Consider the following 25,815-nt stretch of genomic DNA (forward strand, 5'->3'; position numbering starts at 1 on the left):
GCTTATTTAAACTTTTCTTCTATTGCGCTCAGACGCGCGTCTAAACGCTCGGTGCTATCGCGCAGAGCGTTAACTTCATCGCTAAAGTGCAAAACGGCTAGCTTGTGTGCCGCTACCTTTTTTTCTTCTACCAAGGCATTGCCAAATACTCGCGCGATGGATGAAATTGCTGCCGTTGATTTGTGATGAATTGCTTTCGCTGTTTTCACACTTTGATGCGCCACAACGTCATTTGTTTTCTTTGCCAGCAACTCTTCAATGTCGATATCAAGCTGTTGAAAAAGCCCACTTACTTGCTGCGCGATATTCAACTCGCCTTCAAGAAACAGCTGTTTTTGCTGAATAAGTCGGGTCAGTTTGCTGGTCTCTTTCAGTGCAGGCAGGGTTTGCATTGACGTTTTAATGCAGCAGTCTTGTTTACCCAACGATTTCACAACGTCATCAAAGTTTTCCTGTTCAATCAACACATCAATTCGGTCGGAAAACGACAAGGTTATGCCGTAGGGTAAGGGCGAAACAAAAGCAGTCAGTCTTGCACCGTTTAATCCTTTCAAACGCTTTTTGCTTTCGTCGTCTAACGAAAGCAGCTTGTTTAACGCGGTTTCAACAGTGGCAGAAATCAGAGCAGAGGTTGGCATTAAAATTTATATCCACGGTGAAGAGCAACAATACCGCCGGTTAAATTTTGATAGTCACACTGTTCAAAGCCAGCGGTTTCAAACATGCCCTTTAACGTTTCTTGATCGGGGTGCATGCGAATACTCTCAGCAAGGTATTGATAGCTTTCTGCATCGTTCGCAACTAACTGCCCTATTTTTGGCAGAATATGAAACGAGTACATATCGTAGATTTTACTTAATTGCTCAGAAGTTGGCTTTGAAAACTCAAGTACAAGAAGGCGGCCACCTGGCTTCAACACACGGTAAATCGAATTAAGTGCGTTCTGCTTTTCGGTTACGTTACGAAGGCCAAATGCCATAGTCACTACGTCGAAGTGATTATCAGGAAAAGGCAGTGCTTCTGCGTCGGCCTGCACATAGTCGATGTTGCTTACCAAACCACGATCGCGAAGCTTATCTCGCCCTACTTTTAACATCGATAAGTTAATATCGGCAAGTGTTACACGGCCCGTTGGGCCAACTAAGCGCGAAAACTTAGCAGTTAGGTCGCCCGTACCACCAGCAATATCAAGTACCTTATTGCCTGCACGCACACCGCTACAATCTATAGTAAATCGCTTCCAAAGGCGGTGAACTCCCATCGACATCAAATCGTTCATAACGTCGTACTTTGCTGCAACCGAATCAAAAACATTAGCAACAAGCGATGCTTTCTGGCCTTTATCAACTTGTTGAAAACCAAAGTGCGTGGTTTGCTCTGCAGCGTTGTCTACTTGTGTAGCGGAAGTCTGATTGTCGCTCATGACAGTCCTGTTCTGTGGAGTATTTTTATAAAGCTGAAGTGTATCGGATTGTGGGGGCAAGCAAAAGCTTTATGCCAATCGGTTATTGGTGCCCCAGCTAAATGCAAGAATGGCGCTTATTTCTTGAAGCGAACGTCCACTCTCTTTGCGCCACATTTCAAACACCTCGTTTGCAGCCGTTAACGACTTTTTAGACGTTAAGCCACCGTCAATAATGTCGTGCTTTCTTAGGTAGTCTTCAACATCACGTGAGAACAAAAAGGTGTCTATTCGCAGCGAACGCAACATATATGGTCCGGTGTTACCGCCTAACCGAGCGCCTCGCTTTTTAAGAAAATCCCAAAGCTGCGTAATATTTTCAGGATCAAAAGACGCCACGAATTTGCCGAAACTGCCGTGCTCTCGCGCAACATCTTTAATCATTATGGCATTGTCGCGCACCGTCATTACTTTTTTGTAGTTACGCACAATGCGTTTATCCGTGGCTTTCTGCTCTAACATTTCATCAGGCATTAACAGCACTTTATCAATATCGAAGTTAAAGAATACTGTTTCAAAATCAGGCCACTTTTGTTCAATCACACGCCATACAAACCCCGACTGGAACACTTTCTTCGTCATCGCGGCTAGAAAGCGATCGTCAGGTATTTTCTGTATCTGTGCCTTTGAAAGCGGTGCTTGAAGCATCGCCTCAAGCACCTTTTCACCGCCTTTGCGCTCGCACGCACGGCGATATATAGACTGAAAAGACTCTGCCATTAGTCGCTAGCCTTTTATACCGCTGTGGCGCAACAGCGCATCTACCTGCGGCTCGCGGCCCCTAAATGCAACGAACAAGTCCATTGGCGCTCTGCTTCCACCCATTTCTAGAATGTTCTCCAAGAACGCATTACCCGTTTCGCGGTTAAAAATACCATCTTCTTCAAATTTGCTGTATGCATCTGCAGATAATACTTCAGCCCACTTGTAACTGTAGTAGCCCGCTGCATAACCACCGGCGAAAATGTGCCCAAAACTGTTTTGAAAGCGATTAAACGATGGTGGAATTACCACAGCAACTTCTTCACGAACGGCATCTAAAGTACCTTGAACGTCAACCGTACTGCCTTTTTCGCTATGCAGTAAAAAGTCGAACAAGCTAAATTCTAACTGTCTTACCATTTGCATAGCAGATTGGTAGTCTCTAGCGGCTAGCATACGTTCTAGTAAATCAGCAGGCAGCGGCTCACCAGTTTCATAATGACCTGAAATAAAGTTAAGCGCGTCTTCCTCCCAACACCAGTTTTCTAAAAACTGACTTGGTAGTTCAACAGCGTCCCAAGGCACGCCATTGATTCCCGATACGCCTGCCGCTTTCATTTTTGTCAACATGTGGTGAATACCGTGACCGAACTCATGGAATAAGGTTACTACCTCATCGTGAGTAAACAGCGCAGGTTTGTCGCCAACTGGTGCGTTGAAATTACAGGTAAGATAGGCAACAGGTAACTGCAGTTCACCGTTGGCTAGTTCACGGCGTACACGACATTCATCCATCCATGCACCGCCACGCTTTTTAGCTCGTGCATATAAATCAAGATAAAAGCTGCCGCGCATAACGTCGCTGTCGTCGGTAATCGTAAAATAGCGCACGTCTTTGTGCCATGTATCAACACCAGGCTGCTCAGCTATTTTTAAGCCGTATAAGCGATGCACTACCTCAAACAGGCCAGACAATACCTTGTTTTCAGGGAAGTAAGGACGCAGCATTTCATCTGAGATAGTGTATTTTTCTTGTTTCAGCTTTTCACTGAAGTAAGGCAAATCCCATGCTGCCAATTCGCTCACGCCATGAGTGTCTTTTGCATAAGCGCGAACTTCTTCTAGCTCTTTCTCTGCTTGAGGCTTAGAGCGCGACGCTAAATCGCGCAAAAAGGTAATTACCTGCTCGGTAGAGTCAGCCATTTTCGTAGCCAATGAGCGCTCAGCGTAAGTAGAAAAGCCCAATAGCTCGGCCAGTTCTGTGCGCAGTGCCAACGTTTCTTTAATAATTTCAGTGTTATCCCACTTCCCTGCATTAGGGCCTTGCTCAGAGGCTTTGGTAGCGTAAGCACGGTACATTTCCTCTCGCAGTTCACGATTATCGGCGTATAGCATTACAGGAAGATAAGAAGGAATATCCAAAGTGAATAGATAGCCCTGTAAGTCTTTTTGATGAGCAGCTTGTGCCGCGGCATCTAGCGCCGACTCAGGCATGCCGGTAAGCAGCGTTTTATCAGTAACGTGCTTGGTCCAGCCCATCGTGGCGTCCATTACGTTATTAGAAAATGTTGATGACAATTCACTGAGTTTGGCTTGAATCTGTGCAAAGCGTTCCTTTTTCTCTTTTGGAAGGGCAACACCAGATAGCGTGAAATCACGCACGGCATTTTCTACTACTTTTTGCTGCTCTTCAGACAGGCCTGAAAACTCATCAGACTGTTTTAGTTCAGTATACGCATTGTAGAGTCCTTCATGCTGACCTACCCATGTGCCATATTCTGAAAGCAACGGCAAACATGCGTCGTGCGCCTCGCGCAGTTCATCACTACTGACTACACTGTTCATATGTGACACAGGAGAGAACATTTTGCTTAATCTATCGTCCGACTCTTCCAAACGGTGAACCAGATTGCTGTACGAATAGTCTTTTGACGCCACCACGTCTTCAATTTCTTGCTTACACTGTGTTATTGCTTTTTCAATTGCAGGCTTTATTGATTGAGCATCAATAGAAGAAAAAAGAGGTAGTCCATCTACTAATTCAATTGCGGGTGTTGTCATATTCGGTCACTCTTAACTTTTGTTTACATTTATGATGGGGCTTGCCAAGTTAAATACAAGTTGCGATTGGCCTGAATTAAGCGCCGCTTCTTCTAAATTCGCCCCTTTTCAACATTAAAAATGTCACAATTGTCACATTTAATCCTTTTGTCTACTTTGTCTCATGCGGGATCTGCAACTATAATTTGGTCAATTCTTCTTCAAGGCTAAGTTATGAAAACATTAACCTCGGGCGAAATCGCTGAATATTGCGATGTTAACCTGCGTACCGTAATCAGATGGATAGAAAGTGGAAAGTTAAAAGGTTTTAAGCTGCCCGGTAGAGGAAACAACCGAGTACTCGTTGAAGACTTTATCGAGTTTTTAGAGCGTCACGACATGCCTATACCTGATGCCCTAAAAAGCACAGCAAACCCTTCTATCTTGATTGTAGATGACGAAATGCCATTGGCCAAATCGATTCAACGCGTAGCGCGGCGCGCCGGCTATGAAAGCCACATCGCTATCGGCGGTTTTCAGGCTGGCATAATGCTAAGCCAGTATCAACCCAAAATCATGACGCTTGACTTAAGCATGCCGGGCATGGACGGTTACAGCGTTATTGATTTCACGCGCAAACAAAGCAGATACAAAGATCTAAAAATTGTTGTCATTTCAGCACTAGATCACATAAGTCTTGAGAGAGCACTGGATTTAGGTGCCGATGCAACCTTACAAAAGCCATTTTCAAACCATGATTTGACCATGGTTTTAGAACAATACATGTCGATGTAAAACGCCAAAACAAGGAGCGGTATATGCAACTATTTCGACACCAAATTTGCCTTTTTATATTGTTGTTCTCTTCAGCAACAATGGCGAACAATACGACAACAACATTAACGCTAGGAGTGGTTCCGCAACAGTCGGCTAAAAAAATGGTAGAGCGGTGGCAGCCGCTTATTCACTATATTTCAGAATACTCTGGGCTAAATATCGAATTTCAGACAGCCAAAGACATCCCTACTTTCGAAAGCAACCTGGCCGAGGGAAAATACGATATTGCGTATATGAATCCCTATCACTTCGTAGCGTTTAGCGATGCTGTTGGCTACAAAGCCTTGGCTCGCCAAAAGAATAAAGCGATTAAGGGCATTATTGTTACACGCAAAGATAGCGATATTACTTCGCTTGAAGATTTAAACGGCACTGAAATGGCCTTTCCGGCTCCGGCAGCATTTGCCGCAACCATTATCACTCAAGCAGAACTCAGGAAACGAAACATCAGCTTTATTCCTCGTTATGTGAAATCTCACGACTCAGTCTATTTCGCCGTGAAGAAGGGCTTCTTTCAAAGCGGCGGCGGTATTCTACGCACGCTAGGTGCAGTACCTGATGATGTTAATGAAGCACTGACCGTGCTGTGGGAAAGCAATGGTTACACACCACATGCGCTGGCAACGCACCCTAACATGGCGCAAAACCACAGAGAGGCTATCCTTAAAGCATTAATAGCAATATCAGACGACACCAGTAAGTCATGGGTTCTAGAGGGATTAGGGTTCAACGGTTTTATTCAATCAAGCGATAGTGATTGGGACGATGTAAGAGCGCTGGGGATTATATCATTATCTCGGCCTCAAATTTGAGTGGGTAACCATGCGACTGTCTTTACGAACGAAAACCATTACAGGCATAGCCTCCATAGCTGCACTTCTGCTATTGGTGCTAATCATTACTGTATTTCAACTGCTCAACGACCTAGTTGATAACAGTGTAAAAAAATCGGCAGACACCACCGTGGCGCTTTTTGTATCAACTACGAAAAATGCCTTTCTAAGCTATGATATTTCAGCGCTTGATGCAGATGTAACAGAGATTCTTACCAACCCCAATATTGCTTACGTTCGCGTTATTGATAAAAACGGCAAAGTGTTTGTTGAAAAGAGCAATACAGACTTATCAAGCGAAGGTTTCGTTCAAGATACAGCAGCCACAGAATCAACAGATGGTGTCTACGACACTCGCGCCCCTATTATGGTAAACAACACTGTTTATGGCTTCGTTGAACTAGGGTTAAACATTGCATCTAATACCGAATCCGTCTCGCGCGTACGAAGCTGGACACTCTTGCTTGCTCTCCTTGAATTCATTCTTATTGGACTGCTTTCTTACTCTGTAGGTTCGTATTTAATGTCGCAGCTATCAAGACTTCATCAAGGCGCGCAGCGATTGGGTGATGCAGTCGAGAACAATAATTACCAAGATGTCTATATTGAGGTAAAAGGAAAAGATGAGCTAAGCGATCTAGCGGAAGCTTTTAATAGCATTGTAGAGCGTCTAAAAGAGGAATACAGCCACAGACAGCGAATACAAGACGAGCTTAAAGAGCTTAACACCTTGTTAGAAGAAAAAGTGCAAGACAGGACTGCTCTGCTCCACAAAAAGAACTACCAGCTTGAAGAAACCAATAAAGATTTAAAAGAAGCTCAAGTGCAGTTACTGCAGGCTGAAAAGATGGCGTCGGTTGGTCAGCTAGCCGCAGGGGTGGCTCACGAAATAAATAACCCAGTGGGCTTTGTAAGCAGCAATATTGCAACGTTAAGCGAGTACGTTGCCACTTATCAAATGATTTTTTCTCAACTTAAAGCTGTTCTGGAAGAAAGAGACGAGGATCGGCGTCAAAAAGCTATTAAAGACTTGGAAAGCCTGCTTGCCAATCAGGACATCGATTTCGTAAACGATGATATCTCAGACTTATTAAAAGACTCAAAAGAAGGTTTGCACAGGGTTGCCGAGATAGTAAAAGGGCTGAAACTGTTTTCGCGAGTAGACAGTGACGAAATGCATTTGCACAACATTAATGACTGTGTACGCACAACATTAGCGATGGTGAACAATCAGCTCAAATACACATGCACCGTTGAGACGCATTTGGGTAACGTACCTGATATATCGATGAATGTCGGCAAAATCTCTCAGGTAATTACAAACTTATTGATTAACGCAGGTCAGGCTATCGAGAGTACTGGCAAGCACGGCACAATTATTATAACCACCTGCACGGTCGGGGATCACCTTGAGCTTCGTGTAGAAGACTCGGGATGTGGCATACCTGCCAGCCATTTGGATAAGCTCTTTAATCCGTTTTTCACAACCAAACCTGAAGGCCAAGGAACAGGGTTGGGACTATCTATTTCGTTCGGTATTGCGCAAGAGCATGGTGGAACCTTGTTTGCTGAAAGTAAAGAAGGCGACGGCAGCTGTTTTACATTGTCACTACCACTGGTAAAGAAAGAAGATGAAAATGCCGAGGAGCAATAAACATGCTTTTCAATACCGCGGAAAAATTAACGCGAGCATGATGCTAATAAAGGATATGTATTTATGACAGAGTTGAAAGCTGATAAGAAGGCAACATACACAGTGCTATTTGTGGATGATGAGCCAAATATCCTTCGCGCTATAAAGCGTGCGCTTTTCACTATGGACATCACGCTACTGCTTGCAGACAGCGGCGCAAAGGCACTCGAGTTGCTTAATACTAACGACGTGCACGTGGTTATTTCAGATATGAAAATGCCTCAAATGTCGGGAGCCCAACTACTTGAACAGGTGGCAAAGCATTACCCAGATACTTTTCGCGTGGTGTTAACGGGATACGCTGATATTGAATCAACGATAAAAGCGGTTAACGAAGGTAAAATTCACCGCTATCTTCAAAAGCCTTGGGATAATCAAGAACTCATTCGCGTGGTTGAAGAAGGGCTAGAACGAGTAAAACTAAAAGCGGAAAATGAGAGGCTACAGAAGTTAACACGCTTGCAAAATAAAAAGCTGAAAGACGTTAATACACAACTAGAGCAAATGGTGCATAAACGCACGCGCCAAATTAAAGCGGCGCTGCAAAAAATTGAAAAACACAACCTCGCAATGGAGCAGGTTTTGTTTAACGTAATCAGTATTAACCCACACATTAATGGGAAATTCGCCATTGAGGTGAGTGAGCTTGCGGGAAAATTGGCGCGCATTGCACGGTTAGGCAAAGAAGAAATTAAACTTGTTCGCTATGCAGGGTTAATTTGTGAGCTTGGTTTGCTTGGCCTTAAAACAGAAGACTTTCTTGCGCCCTTCGCAAAATTAAAATATCAACAACAGCAAGATTATCTAACACAGACAAAGCAAGCCGCACTTATACTGGCTCCCGCTCACGAACTACATGGTGTGTCTGACATTATTGAATATCAGTTCGAACATTATAATGGTTCAGGGCTATACAAAAAAGTGGCGAAAGAAATTCCCGTAGGTGCCCGTATTTTAGCAATAGCACGTGACTACTGGCGCTTGGTAACTGGCCGTTTAAGCGGCATTGAACTATCACCTCGTGACGCCAAGCTTGAGATGAAGAAGCATCGCAACACGCGTTATGATGGCGAGTTTTTAGACTTGTTATTGGAAGCTGAAGACGTTACCACCAGCACGCTTCTACACACATCCATGAAAGCAACTCAGTTAAAATCAGGAATGGTTTTAGCGCAAAACCTTTACAACGACAGTCACATATTAATTCTGCCAGAAGGGCATGTTTTTACTGACGCAACTATTCACAAACTTATTCATTTTGAAGAAGAGCGTGGCAAGGCATTCAGTATACAAGTAGAGCCACAGGCGACAGAAGAAATCAATGTTCACAATGAGCCGTCAGAGCACGTCGATTAAAAATGGGTATGAGCTATTGATCGTAAGCTACGTATACATTTAATTCGTTGGCGTTGTTTTAGCTGTTGTTTTAACAAGCGTCACCCCCATGATTACATACATTGAAATATTCACATGCCAATGTCGGTCTTGTGGATATATGATTAATTAGCGCGTCAAACGCGTGCAGCAGGGCTTTTTGTTTAACACGTCACGAGCCAATAACGTGAAACCAAGCTCTTGCCCAATCCACAGAAAAGGCGTTTTAAATGGAACATTTTGACTATATCAGTATTGGTGGTGGAAGCGGCGGTATTGCGTCAGCAAACCGAGCAGCCAAGCACGGCAAGAAAGCAGCAATTATTGAAGCAAAAGATATTGGCGGTACCTGCGTAAACGTAGGGTGCGTTCCCAAAAAAGCTATGTGGTACGGTGCACAAGTAGCCGAAGCAATACATCGCTATGCGCCAGAGTACGGATTTGATGTATCAGTAAACCACTTCAGTTGGGAAGGGCTTATTGCCAGTCGCCAGGCATATATTGAACGCATTCATGCATCATACGACCGCGTGTTAACCGCAAACGATGTAACCTTAATTCGTGGCTTTGCGAAATTCATAGACAACAACACCGTTGAAGTTGATGGCAAACAATATACTGCCGACCATATCACCATTGCTGTAGGCGGCCGCCCTGTTTTTCCAAATATCGAAGGTGCCGAATACGGTATCGATTCAGACGGTTTCTTTGCACTTAAGCAGCAACCCAAACGCGCGGTGGTAGTGGGTGCAGGCTATATCGGCGTGGAGCTTGCGGGTGTTTTGCACGCGTTGGGTACAGAAGCACATCTTGTAGTAAGAAAGCATGCCCCTCTTCGCAACTTCGACCCTATTATTCATGAAACCTTGGTAGACATGATAAACGCAGAAGGGCCCAAACTGCATACTCACGCAAGCGTTGAGAAAGTGGAAAAAGCCGATGACGGTGAACTATCAGTTTATCTAACCAATGGCGAAGTACTAAAATCAGATTGCCTTGTGTGGGCTATTGGTCGCGAGCCATCGACCGATAAAATCGGCCTTGAAAACACCGACGTTGAGCTTAACGACAATGGCACAGTAAAGGTCGACAAGTATCAAAACACCACTGCAAAAAACGTCTATGCCGTTGGCGACATTACCGGTGAAGCAGAGCTTACCCCTGTTGCTGTTAAAGCGGGTCGCCTACTAAGCGAGCGCTTGTTCAATGGGCAGAAAGATGCACACATGGACTACTCGCAAATACCTACCGTGGTATTTAGTCATCCACCTATTGGTACAATTGGTTTAACCGAAGGTGAAGCAATAGAAGAACATGGCGAAGACAATGTAAAAGTGTACACGTCTAGCTTTGCATCTATGTACACCGCCGTAACGCGTCATCGTCAAATGACCAAAATGAAGCTGGTATGTGTAGGCAAAGATGAGAAAGTGGTTGGCCTGCACGGCATAGGCCATGGCATGGATGAAATTCTTCAAGGCTTTGCGGTTGCCATTAAAATGGGCGCCACAAAGGCCGACTTCGACGCCTGTGTTGCTATTCACCCAACCAGTGGTGAAGAATTCGTTACGATGACCTAACGGAGTAACTAAAAGCTTTTGCTAAGCATTTTTAGATGGCCTTTACTCACTTACACTCCATTAATTAAACGTTGATGTTTGTGAGCAATAGGCCATCATGTTCTTGCAATCATAGCCTTCGGAACTTATAGCCTTTCTTAGCTCTTACAATCACAGTTCTAAAGACTAACGCCCTCTGTGACCGTTTAGTGTCTTAATTCGCTATTGTAATAACCACCACATCTACATTCTGTTTCTTGCTCTGTATTTCCTTTAAGCGTTCACTTTGAACTTCACAAGGTGGACAAGGCATGTTTGGGTTGTCTACGACTAACGAAACTATATATGCTGGGCTTTCTCGTTCCTGACTCAAAAAGTCTTCTGAATTCATTTTAGACAGACTTCTTAGGTGCTTTAACCCTTGACCTAAGTTTTCATTCTGCGTTAATGCTTGCCCCTTGAGGATATGATTCGAGAGAGATTCAATCGCATGACTGCCAGAACTATAAAACTCCAACGCTGAATTTTCATTTATGTACCACAAGCCTGGCACTTGGATTGGCACGCCAAATTCACGCAATTGCTTTATTGTTATCTCAAAGGAGTTAGATTCACCTGAGGGATCTGTTGTTGCGTATGCCGTGTTACTAATTAATATGGCAGTAACCATTGCCTTAACAAAGTGCTTCAATTTCATAGTAAATCCTTTTTAGGTGAAGAGTGCGTCTACACCGTAGTAGTCCTTCAAAGCACGAAAATCGCACTGAGAGTGTTAATCAGCGTGCCCCAGCAAAAACAAGTTGTCAATGTTGAGGCAACATGACCTCCAAATGTGTTCAGCTAACCTTTTCCAGTTTAACCGGCACGCCATTTAGCACTGCATTTCCCGACAGCTCATCTACCTGCAAATCGTCGGTAAGAATATTGGTATTTACCCCAGGGGTTTGGCTTGCCACAGAAAGCTTTATGCCTTTTTTGTTATGCCCCCAACCGTGAGGTATGGACACCACGCCCGGCATAATGGCATCGGTAATTTCGGCCTCTATGGTTACCATCCCTACGCGCGATGTAACACGCACTTCATCACCATTTTCAATACCGTGTGTGGCGCCATCATCAGGGTGAAGCTGCAGCGTACAGCGATTGTTTCCTTTTACCATTCTTGGGCTGTTATGCAGCCACGAGTTATTCGTTTTAATATGCCTGCGCCCTATTAAAACAAGTGACTCTTCTTGCTTCTCGGCACCAAAAAACTGCGCATTTACTCTGTCTAAATCCGACATAAAATAATCAAAATCTAAGTGTATTTTCTTATCTTCCTGGAACAACGCGTTGGGTAAAGACGGTTGAAGCGGCCCTAAATCAATACCGTGAGGGTGTGCTTTTAACTTCGCAAGCGAAAGCCCTTGCGCTAGGCTTTCATCGGCATTACCTGATTTACCGCCATACAACCCAGCTTGTAGTAAATCGTCTACCACACCTTTAGGTTGCTTATCCCAAAGTGCATCATAGTGGGCTGTACTTTTTCCATTTAGGGCATCTAACCGTTCAGCTAACGATAAGTAAATTTGCCAGTCGGTAAGCTGGTCTTCATCTGTTTCCACTGCCGCTTCAGAGTAGATAGCAAAATTACGCACCGCAAAGTTGTGAAACACAATGTCGTAATGGTCGCGTTCTAGTGCAGTCACCGGAGGAAGTATGACATCGGCATGACGAGAGGTTTCAGTCACGTAGAAATCTACCGCTACCATAAAGTCGAGTTCAGAGAATGCCTTATCGAGCTGCTCTGCATTTGGTGTAGTAACCACTGGGTTTCCCGCACCAATCACCATAGCTTTAATTTGGCCTTCACCAGGCGTAAGTATTTCTTCGGCCAAGCAGGCCACCGGATACTCGCCGGCAAATGAAGGAAGCCCTCTTACGCGAGAAGTAAATCCACCCATACTCCCCTTACCTGAAACTGGAAGCACGTCGGCGGCGGGCTGAGTGAACATCATGCCCCCTCGCTTATCTAAGTTTCCGGTAAGCATGTTAAACAACATGATTAGGTACTGCGTTAAAGTACCAAAAGCCTGCACGCTTGCCCCCATCCTGCCATAGCAAACGGCGGAATCGGCATCACAGAAGTCGGTAACTAGCTGCGTAATGTGTGAAGCTGAAATACCCGTAGCTTCGCTCACTTTTTGCGGCGAATAATCCTTAACGTAATGTTCTACCGCTTTAATGTCTTCGGCATAAGGCAATATTGCATTCATTTTATGTAGCTGCTTTTCAAACAACACGTGCAGCATTGCCAGTAAAAGTAGCACATCGCTTCCGGGGCGAATGAAATGGTGCTCGCAGCTTATGTCAGCGGTTTCACTGCGCTTGGGGTCGACAACAACCACTTTCCCGCCTCGCTTTTGAATGGCTTTCAAACGCTTTTTCACGTTTGGCACTGTCATAATGCTGCCGTTCGATGCCAGCGGGTTTCCACCAATAATCATAAAGTGTTGCGTGTGATCGATATCGGGAATAGGAATTTGTGAAATATGACCAAACAGCCTTCTACTTACAATATGATGCGGTAACTGATCAACTGACGTAGCTGAATATCGGTTATGTGATTTAAGCGCCCTATAAAAATAGGGGCCAAACAATATCGACCCCATATTATGAGCATTGGGGTTACCTAAATATACGCCTACCGCATTGTTGCCATAAGCTTGCTGTATGTTGTGCAATTTGTTCGCAACTAAATCAAACGCCTCATCCCACGAAATCTCCTTCCAGGCGCTCTCGCCTCCTTCAAGCCTCACTTTTTTCACTGGGCGCTTTAAACGGTCGGGGTCGTCGTACAAATCTTTTAAGGCACTGGCTTTCGGGCAAATATAACCTTGGCTAAAAGGGTTATCTTTGTCCCCTTTTATTGACAATATTTGACGGCCCTTTGTTGCTACCTCAATGCCACACATGGCTTCACAAAGCGTACAGGTAGAATAATGCAATTGTTGTTCGGCGTTGCTCACGGTAGTTCTCACACAAGTCACTTGTTAATATCTTGTTATGAAATTAGCGATTATTGCTGTAATAGACAAGCATCACTGAAAGTAATGATGTGCGCATTAAGCGCTTAAATCGTACATACAATCGCATTACCACAATGTGTATGAAGCTTTACGGTAAGATAATACACAATGCCACGCTTACGTTGAGTTGTAGCTACATAAGGCATACTGTTATTCAAATAATAAAAAGTAAAAGCAAGAAAACTATAAATAAAGTGTTTGGAACCACCACTATGATTAAAACCTCTAAGAACTTGCTAACCGCTGCGTTAGCAAGCGCACTGAGCTTAAGTGCAATAGCGCCGTTGGCAGCATTGGCCAACACAGAAACACAATCGGAATACGACGTCGAGAATTGGGAAGTGACTAACCCGCCTTATTCACTAAACGAAGTCACCATTAATACAACAGAAACCACGTGGTCTAGCCTAGATATTGCACCGAATGGCAAATTTATGGTGTTCGATATGCTGGGCGACTTGTACAAGGTTGATACCGCAGGCGGTAAAGCCACGCCAATCACTCAAGATTTCGCTTGGAACATTCACCCTGCTATCTCTCCAGACGGAAAACAGATTGCGTTTGTGTCAGACCGCGACGGGCTTAGCAATATTTGGGTAATGGACATTGACGGTTCGAACCTACGCCAAATAACCAAAGAGAAGAGCAACCTAATTCACTCACCTAAATGGAGCCCAGACGGCGAATATTTAGTGGTAACAAAAGGCATTATGTCTAGCCGCAGTATTCCTGCAGGTGAAATCTGGATGTACCACAAATCGGGTGGCGATGGCCTTCAAATAAAAGCGCGTAACAACGGTAAGCGCGATCAGCAGAACATTGCTGACCCTGTATTTTCGCCTGACGGAAAATACATCTACTTTACGGAAAACACAGTACCCGGCGCGCGCTTTGAATATAACCGTGACCCCCTTGAAGGTATTTTTGCGGTTACTCGATACGACCGTGAAACCGGTGAAGAAAGTCGCTACATCAGCGGCACAGGTGGCGCAGTAGTACCTACTCCATCGCCAGACGGTAAGTACGTTGCCTTTGTACGCCGTGTTAAAGACCGTACAGCCCTGTTTATCAAAGATGTAAAAACGGGCGTTGAAACACCACTTACCCTTGAACTTGAACGCGATATGCAGGAAGGCTTCGGCTCGGAAGGCTATTTTGCGTATTTCGACTGGATGCCAGATAGCTCTAAAATTGTTTATTGGACTGGTGGTAAGTTCCACGCCATCGACATTAAAGACAAAACTACAAACACCATTAATATTAATGTTGAAGGTACTGTGAAGTACGCTGATGCACTGCGATTCGACGTGGATGTTGCGCCTGACGAATTTGATGTGCGAATGATCCGCTGGTCTCAAATGTCGCCAAACGGCAAAACGGTTTTATTCCAAGCTTTAGGTAAGCTTTATGTGCGCGATGTGAAGTCGGGCAAAATAAAACGCCTCACAAAACAGAACGACCACGACGAATACTACCCGCGCTTTTCTAACGACGGTAAGAAGATTGTTTACACCACATGGAACGACCAAAACCTAGGTAGCGTTCGCGTTGTATCTGCACGCGGTGGTAAGGGCAAAGTCATTTCATCACAGCCTGGCCATTACATTGAGCCGTCATTTTCTGCCGATGGTGAAAAGGTCGTATTCCGCAAATTTACCGGCGGCTACTTGCTTGACCCTAAGTATTCCGTAGAGCCAGGTATCTATGTAGCTGACCTTGAAGAAGATACCGTTAACAAAGTGACTGAAGGTGGCTACAACGCGCATTTTGCGGGTGATGATGACCGTGTTTACTTTACGGAATCGGCTGGCGGCGCAGCGTATTATGAAACTCAGCTTTCTAGCGTTAACTTACAAGGCAACGACAAGCGCACGCACCTTTACGGCTCAACCAAGGTAAGTGAGTACAAACTGTCACACGATAAAAAGTGGGTTGCGTTTGTGTATCAATTTAAAACCTACGTAGCACCGTTTGTTGAAAATGGTAAAAAGATTACCATTGGCCCGAACATGACATCGCTACCCGTTACGCAACTTTCAAGTCGAGCTGGTGAATACCTAACGTGGTCACCAGACAACAAAACGGTAAGCTGGTTTAATGGCCCAACACTTTATAAACGTTCACTAGATGAAGCATTTGCGTTTGTAGAAGGCGCACCAGAAACACTACCAGAGCCAGTGGCTGAAGGTATTGATTTATCGTTTAGTACCAAAGCAGATAAGCCATTGGGTTATAAAGCGCTTGTAGGCGGCAAAGTAGTTACTATGCGCGACGCCGACAATACGCAAGAAGTGATTGAAGATGGCGTAGTGTTAATTAAAGACAACCGCATTGAAGCTGTAGGCAAGCGCGGCGAAGTTAAAATTCCTGACGACGCTATGCAAATTGATACCAGCGGTAAAACCATTATCCCTGGGCTGGTAGATACACACGCACACGGTTCGCAAGGTCGAAACGAAATTATTCCACAGCAAAACTGGAGCCAGTATTCAAATGTGTCGTTTGGTGTAACCACTATTCACGACCCATCTAACGATACAACCGAGATTTTTGCTGCCTCTGAATTACAGCGAAAAGGCGACATTGTTGCTCCTCGAATCTATTCAACCGGCACCATTTTGTACGGAGCGGAAGGTCTTGGATATAAAGCGATTATCAACAACTACGAAGATGCGTATTTCCATGTTGAGCGCTTAAAAGACGCTGGCGCTATTTCGGTGAAAAGCTACAACCAACCGCGTCGCGATCAGCGTCAGCAGGTGCTGTGGGCAGCAAAACACCAAGAAATGATGGTAGTGCCAGAAGGTGGCGGTAAGCTTCAGCAGAACTTAACAATGCTTGTAGACGGTCACACCGGCCTTGAGCACAGTATTCCTGTTGAAAAAGGCTACAGCGACGTTACTCAACTTTGGCGTGCTACCGAATTTGGCTACACACCAACGTTTGTTGTGTCTTACGGCGGCATGATGGGTGAAGAGTACTGGTACGACAAAACAGAAGTGTGGAAAAACCCACGCCTACTGCGTTATACCCCTTCAACCATTTTGGATAGCCGTGCTATTCGCAGACCAACGGCACCAGAGAACCAATACAACCACCAGAATGTAGCCGCCTACGCGAAAGAACTTCGCGACAATGGCGTAAGTGTTCACATTGGTGCGCACGGTCAACGTGAAGGTCTTGCAGCACACTGGGAGCTTTGGATAATGGAGCAAGGCGGCTTTAGTGCATGGGAGGCACTGCGTGGTGGCACCATTGACGGCGCGAAACACCTTGGCATGGGCAACGATATTGGTAGTATCGAAAAAGGTAAATTGGCTGACTTAGTGGTTATCGACGGCGATGTATTAAGCGACATTAAGAAAAGTGAGTATGTTGAGTACACCGTACTTAATGGCCGTGTTTACGAGTCGGCAACCATGAACGAAGTAGGCAGCAAGAAAACCCGTAAGCCGTTCTTCTTCGAGCAAGACAATGCTACCTTTATGCCTCAGCAAACCGCAGATGAAGTGGAAGCTAAAGCACATCACTATCATTGGGAACACTAGGCCTTTAGCGCCTATGGTGTAAAGCACACAAAAAAGCCAGTGAAGCTTAGCTCACTGGCTTTTTTTATAGGTGTAACGCCATTATTTTAATCAGGCGTTAGTAAGAGAAATTAGCGGTTTCGCCCATACTGCTCGTGAGACGATACCCAGTCAGATGAACTGATGGCTGATGCAAGTGAAATTTCACCAGCAAGTACCACCGACGCTACAATCTCTGCAAACTTATACACGCGGTCACGTCCGTAACAATCAAGCAGCTCTAAACATTCACGCTGTGTACCAATACCCGTACCGCCGCCGTAAGTAGCAACAATAAGCGATGGAATGGTAATAGAAACGTATAAATCGCCTTCTTCGGTAAGTTCAGAGTACATCATACCGGCAGATGACTCAGAGACGTTTGCCACATCTTGTCCGGTAGCAATAAACATAGCGGTAATGCCGTTTGGTGAGTGAAGACCCGTGTTATTTACACCCGATAAGAATGAGCCCACCCCAGCAACGCGCCCGTGGTAGTCAATTTGTTTAGGATCTACGCGCATAACTTCAAGCAGATGCTCACGCTTAATAGTCGCCTCTGCCGTCACACGCTTACCACGCGTACGCATAATGTTAATTTGCGATGCTTTTTTATCGGTTGCGAAGTTCGATTCTAAGTAAAAGTTTTCAATGCCTTCATAGTGGTCCAAAATCCACCCGCACGCAGCAAACGTTGCACGGCCGACCATGTTTTGGCCAGCGGCATCGCCCGTTTTGTAGTTAAAACGCAAAAATGCGAATTTGTTTGATAGGAAATGATCGATATAAGTAAGCTGCGCGACGCTTGACGTAGCTTCCGCTTCTTCTTTAATTTTGTCGAAGTTTTCCTTTACCCACTTCACAAAATCTCTTGCGCCGCGGGCATTTTCGAAAATAAATACCGGAGCGCGCTGCATCGCATCATCAACAACGGTAGCCGTTACACCGCCACTCATGTTCAAAAGCTTCATTCCACGGTTGTAAGACGCAACCAGCGTACCTTCTGTGGTAGCTAATGGCACAACGAATTCACCTTTAGCATGCTCACCGTTAATTTTAAGTGGCCCCGCAATACCAATTGGCACTTGTGCCACGCCGATAAAGTGCTCAATATTGCCTTGAAGCTCGGTAGGATCTATTGAATATTTGCCGACATGATTCACTTTCTTTCCAGTGGCGCTTTCAAAATATTCCTGACGTGTTTTTATAATTGACTCGCCATAGTCGTCCATATCGTCACGCGGTATAGACGCACTGCGCTGCCCTTCAGCAGTAATGTTGTCATCTACTTCAAACTTAAGTTTTCCAAAAGGCGATGCTGAAAAGCAAATGCCAAGCTTGCGCTTTTCCGGGCAAGGGGCCTCGTTAATATCAAGATGCACCGTAATGCTTTGACGTAATCCGAATGGTTTACCTTCTGACTTATTCAGTTCTGCAACTGAAACACGCGTATCGCTCGTTAATTGTAGCGATATTTTATCTTCAGGAATTTTCTCACCATCCAATGAAATCCATTTCACCTCATTAATTGTGGCGTCTTTTAAACGGTTTTTAAGCGTAAACGTTAGCCCGTTACCTGCTTTTGTAAGGCTGCCACGAGTATAAAGCTGCTTTAAGAGTATGCTGGGTACAAACATGAGTATTCCTTTTTAAGTACGTCTTTTTGCTGTTTTTCATATTTCTTTGTTTTTTATAGCACATTCTTTAGTCAGTTCTATGACTTATTCTTTTCATTGCGCGAAATAATTGCGCCAAATCAACTTACACTTTTGAGCCAACCGCTTTAAAAATTGCGCCACGCCCTTTGTATTAGTGAGCTTCAGAAAATACGACCTCGCGACAAAAACAAAACAACACAATTACGCATAGTCTTGTTTGCGTCACTCTGATGATGTGTTTCACAGGGTATCTGGCAGTAACAACGGAGGCGTCAGGGATTTGATGCCAAGGATAATGCGTCGTCATGGAAGCGACACCAGATACCTTTCTTTTTCATCAAAGGGCAACCAACGTTCAATGCAAATAGGGAAATTGTGGGGTTCAAATGAGAAAAGGACTTTTTCGACAAGAAGCGGTTAGCGCCCAAAACAGCAAAACGCAGGGGCGCTTATTAATGACACCTAAACCTGCATTTATGCTGTTAACCACCGCCATTTTCATATGGGTTGTGGCTGTTATCGTGTATATGAACACCACATCATTCTCGCGCAAAGCGTCGGTGCTAGGTTGGTTAGAGCCAGCCACTGGTGTTTTCAAGTTATACCCAGATATGCGCAGAGGTACTGTAACCCGGGTTTTAGCTAAAGAAGGTGATGCAGTTGAAGCAGGCACACCACTGCTTGAAATTACATACAGTAAACAGAGCGAAACGGGTGAACGTGCCAGCAGTATGCTTTTGAAAGAATTAAATGCGAAGCAGCAGCGACTGCATAACACCATAGTTAGAATTGAGGCGCTGCATATTGCAAATACCATCGCGAAGAACGAAACGCTTGCTGCATTACAGCAATCGTTCGAAGCACAAAGCAACATTACAGCATTAGCACAAAAACAATGGAGCTTAGCCAAAGTAAGCCTAGAAAAAGCAGAAATACTGCAACTTAAAGGGCATATAAGTGCGTCGGAATTTGATAACCAAACGCTGCAATATTTAAGTACAGAGCAGCAATTTAAGCTAGCTCAGCAGGATAAACGCAAAGAATTCATAGCGATTAATACCTTACAGCGGGAAATAGAGCGACTTCCACAGCAACACGCTAATGAACTTGCGAATTTCAAAAATGCACTTAGCGACGTAACGCAGCAAATCGTACTTCACAACGAACAAACAAAGGAAACGGTATACGCACCCAAAGCAGGCATTGTATCGGGTATGAACTTGCAGCCGGGGCACATTGTAGATGGTTCTAATTTGTTACTTACATTGCTGCCGCAAGACAACGATATTCAAGCAAGAATATTAGTACCTGTTCGGTCAGCAGGGTTTGTTGACGTTGGACAAGCGCTACATATTCGCTACGACGCGTTTCCCTATCAAAAGTTTGGTGTGCAGCAAGGACAGGTTAAATCGGTGTCGCATAGCGTGCTTATCCCAGGCGACCTTAATAATGCCCCTATACCGATAAATGAACCTACGTATTTGGTTACCGCATCCATAAATAGCCAAGAAATCTTGGCTTACGGAAAAGCCGTTAGTCTGCGCGCTGGAATGACGTTTTCAGCTGACGTTGAACTAAGTAACAGGACGCTTATGGAGTGGTTACTTGAACCCCTGTACAGCGTAATTGGGAAGCTTTAACAATGACCACACTAACCTTTACCAATCCCATTGAACAGCTAAACAAAAAAGCTCGCGTGCCCGTTGTGTTACAAAGTGAAGCCGCGGAATGTGGCTTGGCTTGCCTTAACATGATTGCCCAGTTTTATGGCGATAAACGCGATCTCACGGCTTTACGACAACAGTTATGTGTTTCGCTTCGAGGCGCCACATTAAAAGATGTTATGCATATAGCAACGTCGATGGGGTTTCAAACTAGAGCACTTAAAATTGAAATGGACGATCTCTCATCGTTAACCTGCCCGGCTATTTTGCACTGGAACATGAATCACTTTGTGGTGCTAACGCGGGTTAAGAATAAAAAGGTGTGGATTAACGACCCCGCAGTGGGCTTACGTAAACTTTCACTTGCCGAAGCTTCTCGCAGCATTACGGGTATTGCCCTTGAGGTGAAACCCAGTGATGACTTCACGCCAGAGAAAAACTCACCGCGTTTACGCCTTGCATCTTTTTTTAGTAAAGCTATAGGATTTAAGCGCAATCTGGCCACGCTTCTTGCGTTGTCTGTTGTGCTCCAAATTTTTGCATTGGCTACGCCTTATTATATGCAAACGGTTATTGATGATGTGCTTACACACAATAATGACGCGCTGCTTAAAGCATTGGCGATTGGCTTCTCTTTTTTACTTTTTATCGAAGTATTTACGGGCATCGTTAGAAAGCTACTGGTTCTTGCGGTATCAACCCGAGTTCAATTGCAGCTATCTGCCTCAGTATTTAAGCACCTTTTATCACTGCCGCTAGACTACTTTGCCAAGCGACATATTGGCGATATTGTCTCGCGCTTTGGCTCACTGGCTCACATTAGAGAATTCTTAACAACAGGCGTAGTCACTGCAGTACTCGATGGTGTTATGGCAATTATCACGCTAGTTGTTATGGCAATGTACTCCATAAAACTTAGCGCTACTGTACTTGTTGTTATGGCACTGTATTTAGCTATTAGGCTGTGCTTGCTGCCAGTGATGAAACGTCTCACTACCGAGAAAATTGCGCTGTCGGCAAGTGAGCAATCCCATTTTATGGAAAGCGTTCGTGCCATCCTACCTATTAGGGTTTACCAGCAAGGTGCTGTGCGCCACAGCGATTGGCAAAACAAGCTAGTAGCATCACTAAACAAAGACATTCTTCTAGGGAAGATTAACATTGGCAGTGCCTCTGTCAATCAGGTTTTGTTTGGTATAGAAAACCTTATCGTTGTGTACATCGGTGCCACGCTGGTTATGGATAACGAGCTAACTATAGGCATGCTGTTAGCTTTTATTGCCTATAAAACACGATTTGTAGGGGCAATAGACGGCATTGTTGGAAAGCTTATAGAGCTAAAAATGCTGAATGTTCACTTTGCGCGTTTAAGCGACATTCTGTTCACCCCGCCTACTACGCATCAGCTTACTTTTGAGCAAAACCCGACGCTCAGCGCTTCTTCGTCGAAGCATTGTGATGACACCAGCGCTATAAACCAACTTTCTTTAAACGCTATGACGGCAGAACACATCGGCTATCGCTATAGCGAAAACAGCGAATGGGTATTTCGCAATTTAAATATAGCGGTAAAGGCGGGAGAGATAATCGCAATAGTTGGAGACAGCGGTAGCGGAAAAAGCACACTATTGAAATGTTTGATGGGGCTTTACCCGTTAAACGAAGGAAGGCTGAAGCACTTTCACACTGCAGCAGTCAAAAAGTCAGCAAACGTGTTGTCACAACAAGACTTGTCTCAGCCTTACTCGCCTGAAGCCAGCTATTCCGAGGCGTGCTCACCTCAATGCCATTCTATAGGAGAGAGAGCCCCTATTAAGGTAGCGTCTGTACTTCAAGAAGATACCTGCTTGAGCGGCACAATAGCTGACAATATCAGCTGTTTTGAAGACAATCCTTCGATAGAAAAAATTGTGCGCTCGGCGCAACTGGCCTGCCTTCACGATGAAGTAGCGGCAATGCCTATGCAGTACTTCACACTAATTGGTGACATGGGTAGCAGCTTAAGTGGCGGACAGAAGCAACGTTTACTTTTAGCAAGAGCCCTTTATCAAAACCCCGACATATTGTTTCTTGATGAAGCCAGTAGTCATTTAGATATAGAAAACGAAGCCAAGATTAACGCTCACCTGAAGTCGCTGAATATCACCCGCATTATTGTGGCACATCGACCTCAATCTATTGCCATCGCAGACCGCGTGCTATGTCTACGCAACGGGCAACTACATTCATACTCTCCCTCTGAAGTACCAGGGAATCAAATGCAAGACCTTCCAGGAGAAAACCAATGACACATAGAGAAAGACAAGAAACGCCGCAGCTTATGACGGAAAAAGAACGTCTGTCTATTGAAGAGCAAGGCATCATGCCAAGCGAAGACTTATTGCCAATAAATTGTTTGTCTAAACGCGAACTGCAGGTAGCGCACAAAATAATGGAAGGCTGCTCAAATAAAACCATTGCGCAAGACCTTTTCATTAGCGAGCGTACCGTTAAGTTTCATTGCGCAAATATTTATAAAAAGCTGAATATTTCTAGCAGAACAGCGCTTATTGCAGGCTGCTTTAGAACCCTTTACCACGAAGCGCTGTCGGCTTAACGGCGGCGCATTTTAAAACCAACGCTTACAAGGAGCGTAATATGAAAAACACCACACAAGACTGTGTTGAATTAGCTGAAAACCAACTTTTTGAAATAGCTGGAGGAGTATCTAAAGCATACTTCTGCGATGAACCTGAGCGCCTAGGACCTCCCAAAGAGCCGGTTTACATAACAATGGCTATTGGAGAAGACGGCGGTAAATTACCTGACATCCTGTCTTAATTAGTCAAGCGCGCTTGGTGAAAAGGGTGTCCAAGCGCGCAGTTTGTAAGCTTTACACTTTATCTTGTATCGACAAGGACAAACATGCACATTGCGTTATTGGGTAACGAAAAAGACCCACAAATTCAGCACGTCGCCTCTGCTATCACGCAGTCTGGCCATCAGAATTTTATCATCAACACCTCACAATTTGGCATTTCTTGGAACCTGAGTTATGACCCCGACTTTAACGATGGATGCATTCACTTTAATCATGAAATGTGTGAAATAAACCAGTCTATGCCCCAGCGTATTACGTTTTCATCTACGCATTCTGCCTACTGGCACGAGTATATTACGGGTGAGCCAATTACGTCTTCAAATCAAGAGGCCGCTTATGAACAAAGCTGGATTGAACAAGAAAAAAGTAGCGCAATGCTGTGCTGGTTTAGCTTTAACGACATTAAGTGGGTGAACCCAATTGACGCGATTCGCTCGCATCAGTGTAAACCCGCTCAGCTAAGAGCAGCGGCTAAATTAGGTGCAAAAGTACCTTATACCTTTATAGGTAACGCTGCAGATGTCGCTACTCAGTTTTGTTATAACATGGAAAACGTAGTGTATAAGCCGGTTAGGGGGGGGAAAACAGCACAATTCGTTAATAAAACGCCCGAGTTAAAACCCTTGTTAACTACGCTGCTTCATCAGCGCCCTGTTACTTTTCAAAAATATATTGGTGGCACCAATATTCGAAGCTATGTATTAGGAAGCGATGTATTAAGTGTTGAGATCCCCTCTACCGAACTAGACTTTAGAAACGATAAAAACGCTACGCCTGTAATCACACTTGTTCCAAAAGAAACGCAGCGTTTAGCGGTGTCTATTTGCAAGGCATTAGGTATGCACTGGTGTGCTATCGATTGGCGTAAAAGTGCTAAAGGTACGTACTTTTTCTTAGAAGCAAACCCTAGCCCATTTTTCATGAAAGTAGAAAAAGACACTGGCCTTGATATCACGGGCCGCTTAGTGTCATTACTGACTAATTAAGAGCGCAGCGGAGGGTTAAAGAAGTAGGTATTACTGAAAATACAAAAAAGCCCAGCGTGTTAATGTCACAAAACTGGGCTTTCAGTAGGTTAATACAGCGATGTAATGGCCGCTGTAAAACACTTATTTATAGAATAAAACGCGAAAGATCTTCGTTGTCTACTAGTGTTTCTAAGTGGTTGTTTACATACGCTGCATCAATCACAAAGCTTTCACCGCTTTTCTCAGAAGCATCAAACGAGATATCTTCCATTAAGCGTTCAAGCACCGTATGCAAACGGCGGGCACCAATATTTTCAGTGCGCTCGTTTACCTGCCACGCGGCCTCAGCAATACGTTGAATACCTGATTCGTCGAAACTAATGTCAACGCCCTCGGTTTTCATCAACGCAATATACTGATGCGTAAGCGATGCGTTTGGCTCGGTTAAAATACGTTTAAAGTCGTCTACTTTGAGCGCCGACAGTTCAACACGGATAGGTAAACGGCCCTGTAGCTCTGGAATAAGGTCAGACGGCTTACTCATTTGGAAAGCACCAGAAGCAATAAACAAAATATGGTCGGTTTTAACCATACCGTGCTTGGTAGATACTGTTGAGCCTTCTACTAATGGCAATAGGTCACGCTGTACGCCTTCACGCGACACATCACCTGATGTATTGCCTTCACGCTTACAAATTTTATCAATTTCATCAACAAACACAATGCCGTGCTGCTCTACTGCTTCAATCGCTTTTTCTTTCAAGTCTTCTTGATTGACAAGGCGGGCAGCCTCTTCTTCAACAAGCAGTTTGAATGCGTCTTTAATTTTCAGCTTCTTCTTTTTCTTTTGCGAACCCGACAGATTTTGGAACATGCCTTGAAGCTGATTAGTCATTTCTTCCATACCAGGAGGCGCCATAATTTCTACGCCCACCTGAGGCTGTGCCACATCAATATCAATTTCTTTGTCGTCTAGATCGCCCTGACGAAGCTTTTTGCGAAACGCTTGGCGTGTACCGCGATCTTCAACATCTTCTTTGTTACCCCACGCGTCTTCTGGTGGCGGAATAAGAACGTCAAGAATGCGGTCTTCCGCTGCTTCTTCAGCACGGAATTTTACCTTCTTCATTTCGTTTTCTTTCGTCATCTTAACGGCAATGTCCGCAAGGTCACGAATGATAGTTTCTACTTCTTTACCTACATAACCTACTTCGGTAAATTTTGTCGCTTCCACTTTAATAAATGGTGCATTGGCTAGCTTTGCCAAACGGCGTGCAATTTCAGTTTTACCCACACCGGTTGGGCCAATCATAAGGATGTTTTTAGGCGTTACTTCTTGGCGTAATTCTGGCTCAAGCTGCATACGGCGCCAGCGATTACGCAGCGCAATAGATACTGCGCGTTTGGCGTCTTGCTGACCAATGATATGGCGGTCCAGTTCGTGGACAATTTCTCTTGGTGTCATTTCAGACATGAATAAACCCTTTTCTAACAAAGCGCTTCGCGTTGGAAGGTATTACAAAAAGCGCCA

At 44.6% G+C, this 25,815-nt stretch carries 19 protein-coding genes; 11 read left to right on the forward strand and 8 right to left on the reverse strand.

The features are described 5' to 3' along the window. Nucleotides 1-2 precede the first annotated feature (2 nt). From V7R35_RS15105 to prlC, 4 genes are all read right to left on the reverse strand, one after another. On the reverse strand, nt 3-638 hold the full coding sequence (locus tag V7R35_RS15105) for a ubiquinone biosynthesis accessory factor UbiJ (protein WP_334015743.1): 636 nt from the start codon (nt 636-638) through the stop codon (nt 3-5). Beyond that, on the reverse strand, nt 638-1,423 hold the full coding sequence (ubiE, locus tag V7R35_RS15110; protein ID WP_334015744.1) for a bifunctional demethylmenaquinone methyltransferase/2-methoxy-6-polyprenyl-1,4-benzoquinol methylase UbiE: 786 nt from the start codon (nt 1,421-1,423) through the stop codon (nt 638-640). Before ubiE ends, V7R35_RS15105 begins: the two co-directional genes overlap by 1 nt. 69 nt (nt 1,424-1,492) lie before the next feature. Beyond that, nucleotides 1,493-2,182: a DNA-3-methyladenine glycosylase I gene (locus V7R35_RS15115; RefSeq protein ID WP_334015745.1), complete on the reverse strand. Its 690-nt coding sequence runs from the start codon at nt 2,180-2,182 to the stop codon at nt 1,493-1,495. Nucleotides 2,183-2,188: 6 nt separating this feature from the next. After that, nucleotides 2,189-4,225: an oligopeptidase A gene (gene prlC, locus V7R35_RS15120; protein ID WP_334015746.1), complete on the reverse strand. Its 2,037-nt coding sequence runs from the start codon at nt 4,223-4,225 to the stop codon at nt 2,189-2,191. A 213-nt stretch (nt 4,226-4,438) separates the two neighbouring features. Here prlC and V7R35_RS15125 point away from each other — a divergent pair, with 213 nt between their 5' ends. From V7R35_RS15125 to gorA, 5 genes are all read left to right on the forward strand, one after another. Then, on the forward strand, nt 4,439-4,999 hold the full coding sequence (locus tag V7R35_RS15125) for a response regulator (protein ID WP_334015747.1): 561 nt from the start codon (nt 4,439-4,441) through the stop codon (nt 4,997-4,999). Between the two features lie 23 nt (nt 5,000-5,022). Further along, a complete protein-coding gene (locus V7R35_RS15130) occupies nt 5,023-5,853 on the forward strand; it encodes a phosphate/phosphite/phosphonate ABC transporter substrate-binding protein (RefSeq protein ID WP_334015748.1) in 831 nt (276 codons plus the stop codon). Between the two features lie 10 nt (nt 5,854-5,863). After that, nucleotides 5,864-7,528 (forward strand): ATP-binding protein, encoded by a 1,665-nt coding sequence (locus V7R35_RS15135; protein ID WP_334015749.1) that lies wholly within the window; start codon nt 5,864-5,866, stop codon nt 7,526-7,528. A gap of 63 nt (nt 7,529-7,591) precedes the next feature. Then, nucleotides 7,592-8,923, forward strand: a complete 1,332-nt coding sequence (locus V7R35_RS15140; protein ID WP_334015751.1) for a response regulator — start codon at nt 7,592-7,594, stop codon at nt 8,921-8,923. A gap of 248 nt (nt 8,924-9,171) precedes the next feature. After that, nucleotides 9,172-10,521: a glutathione-disulfide reductase gene (gorA, locus tag V7R35_RS15145; protein ID WP_334015753.1), complete on the forward strand. Its 1,350-nt coding sequence runs from the start codon at nt 9,172-9,174 to the stop codon at nt 10,519-10,521. Nucleotides 10,522-10,714: 193 nt separating this feature from the next. Here gorA and V7R35_RS15150 read toward each other — a convergent pair whose 3' ends face one another. Next, a complete protein-coding gene (locus V7R35_RS15150) occupies nt 10,715-11,197 on the reverse strand; it encodes a hypothetical protein (RefSeq protein WP_334015755.1) in 483 nt (160 codons plus the stop codon). Between the two features lie 139 nt (nt 11,198-11,336). Then, nucleotides 11,337-13,508, reverse strand: coding sequence for a molybdopterin oxidoreductase family protein (locus V7R35_RS15155; RefSeq protein WP_334015836.1), 2,172 nt, complete (start codon nt 13,506-13,508; stop codon nt 11,337-11,339). A 272-nt stretch (nt 13,509-13,780) separates the two neighbouring features. Here V7R35_RS15155 and V7R35_RS15160 point away from each other — a divergent pair, with 272 nt between their 5' ends. Further along, nucleotides 13,781-17,116, forward strand: a complete 3,336-nt coding sequence (locus V7R35_RS15160; protein ID WP_334015756.1) for an amidohydrolase family protein — start codon at nt 13,781-13,783, stop codon at nt 17,114-17,116. A gap of 110 nt (nt 17,117-17,226) precedes the next feature. On the opposite strand, the gene V7R35_RS15165 is transcribed toward V7R35_RS15160, so the two are convergent. Continuing rightward, a complete protein-coding gene (locus tag V7R35_RS15165; protein ID WP_334015757.1) occupies nt 17,227-18,771 on the reverse strand; it encodes a hydroxymethylglutaryl-CoA reductase in 1,545 nt (514 codons plus the stop codon). Between the two features lie 407 nt (nt 18,772-19,178). Between V7R35_RS15165 and V7R35_RS15170 the strand changes: the two genes are divergently transcribed. The 5 genes from V7R35_RS15170 (at nt 19,179) to V7R35_RS15190 (ending at nt 24,302) form a co-directional block, all read left to right on the forward strand. Beyond that, entirely contained in the window at nt 19,179-20,432 is a 1,254-nt protein-coding gene (locus V7R35_RS15170; RefSeq protein ID WP_334015758.1) for an HlyD family secretion protein, read from the forward strand. 2 nt (nt 20,433-20,434) lie between these two features. Beyond that, nucleotides 20,435-22,744, forward strand: coding sequence for a peptidase domain-containing ABC transporter (locus V7R35_RS15175; protein ID WP_334015759.1), 2,310 nt, complete (start codon nt 20,435-20,437; stop codon nt 22,742-22,744). Beyond that, a complete protein-coding gene (locus V7R35_RS15180; RefSeq protein WP_334015761.1) occupies nt 22,741-23,052 on the forward strand; it encodes a helix-turn-helix domain-containing protein in 312 nt (103 codons plus the stop codon). The genes V7R35_RS15175 and V7R35_RS15180 overlap by 4 nt, the downstream gene beginning before the upstream one ends. Nucleotides 23,053-23,093: 41 nt before the next feature. Continuing rightward, nucleotides 23,094-23,276, forward strand: coding sequence for a hypothetical protein (locus V7R35_RS15185; protein ID WP_334015762.1), 183 nt, complete (start codon nt 23,094-23,096; stop codon nt 23,274-23,276). An 84-nt stretch (nt 23,277-23,360) separates the two neighbouring features. Then, nucleotides 23,361-24,302 (forward strand): ATP-grasp domain-containing protein, encoded by a 942-nt coding sequence (locus V7R35_RS15190; protein WP_334015764.1) that lies wholly within the window; start codon nt 23,361-23,363, stop codon nt 24,300-24,302. A 127-nt stretch (nt 24,303-24,429) separates the two neighbouring features. On the opposite strand, the gene hslU is transcribed toward V7R35_RS15190, so the two are convergent. Then, complete coding sequence (gene hslU, locus V7R35_RS15195) at nt 24,430-25,758, reverse strand: HslU--HslV peptidase ATPase subunit (RefSeq protein WP_334015766.1); 1,329 nt, start codon at nt 25,756-25,758, stop codon at nt 24,430-24,432. Nucleotides 25,759-25,815 lie beyond the last annotated feature (57 nt).

This window comes from Alteromonas sp. S167 (genome assembly GCF_036864375.1).
Classification (GTDB): Bacteria; Pseudomonadota; Gammaproteobacteria; order Enterobacterales; family Alteromonadaceae; genus Alteromonas.

Excerpts from the sequence above, each read along its gene's own strand:
- V7R35_RS15105 (WP_334015743.1), bottom strand. The coding sequence starts at position 638 with ATGCCAACCTCTGCTCTGATTTCTGCCACTGTTGAAACCGCGTTAAAC.
- ubiE (WP_334015744.1), bottom strand. The coding sequence starts at position 1,423 with ATGAGCGACAATCAGACTTCCGCTACACAAGTAGACAACGCTGCAGAG.
- V7R35_RS15115 (WP_334015745.1), bottom strand. The coding sequence starts at position 2,182 with ATGGCAGAGTCTTTTCAGTCTATATATCGCCGTGCGTGCGAGCGCAAA.
- prlC (WP_334015746.1), bottom strand. The coding sequence starts at position 4,225 with ATGACAACACCCGCAATTGAATTAGTAGATGGACTACCTCTTTTTTCT.
- V7R35_RS15125 (WP_334015747.1), top strand. The coding sequence starts at position 4,439 with ATGAAAACATTAACCTCGGGCGAAATCGCTGAATATTGCGATGTTAAC.
- V7R35_RS15130 (WP_334015748.1), top strand. The coding sequence starts at position 5,023 with ATGCAACTATTTCGACACCAAATTTGCCTTTTTATATTGTTGTTCTCT.
- V7R35_RS15135 (WP_334015749.1), top strand. The coding sequence starts at position 5,864 with ATGCGACTGTCTTTACGAACGAAAACCATTACAGGCATAGCCTCCATA.
- V7R35_RS15140 (WP_334015751.1), top strand. The coding sequence starts at position 7,592 with ATGACAGAGTTGAAAGCTGATAAGAAGGCAACATACACAGTGCTATTT.
- gorA (WP_334015753.1), top strand. The coding sequence starts at position 9,172 with ATGGAACATTTTGACTATATCAGTATTGGTGGTGGAAGCGGCGGTATT.
- V7R35_RS15150 (WP_334015755.1), bottom strand. The coding sequence starts at position 11,197 with ATGAAATTGAAGCACTTTGTTAAGGCAATGGTTACTGCCATATTAATT.
- V7R35_RS15160 (WP_334015756.1), top strand. The coding sequence starts at position 13,781 with ATGATTAAAACCTCTAAGAACTTGCTAACCGCTGCGTTAGCAAGCGCA.
- V7R35_RS15165 (WP_334015757.1), bottom strand. The coding sequence starts at position 18,771 with ATGTTTGTACCCAGCATACTCTTAAAGCAGCTTTATACTCGTGGCAGC.
- V7R35_RS15170 (WP_334015758.1), top strand. The coding sequence starts at position 19,179 with ATGAGAAAAGGACTTTTTCGACAAGAAGCGGTTAGCGCCCAAAACAGC.
- V7R35_RS15175 (WP_334015759.1), top strand. The coding sequence starts at position 20,435 with ATGACCACACTAACCTTTACCAATCCCATTGAACAGCTAAACAAAAAA.
- V7R35_RS15180 (WP_334015761.1), top strand. The coding sequence starts at position 22,741 with ATGACACATAGAGAAAGACAAGAAACGCCGCAGCTTATGACGGAAAAA.
- V7R35_RS15185 (WP_334015762.1), top strand. The coding sequence starts at position 23,094 with ATGAAAAACACCACACAAGACTGTGTTGAATTAGCTGAAAACCAACTT.
- V7R35_RS15190 (WP_334015764.1), top strand. The coding sequence starts at position 23,361 with ATGCACATTGCGTTATTGGGTAACGAAAAAGACCCACAAATTCAGCAC.
- hslU (WP_334015766.1), bottom strand. The coding sequence starts at position 25,758 with ATGTCTGAAATGACACCAAGAGAAATTGTCCACGAACTGGACCGCCAT.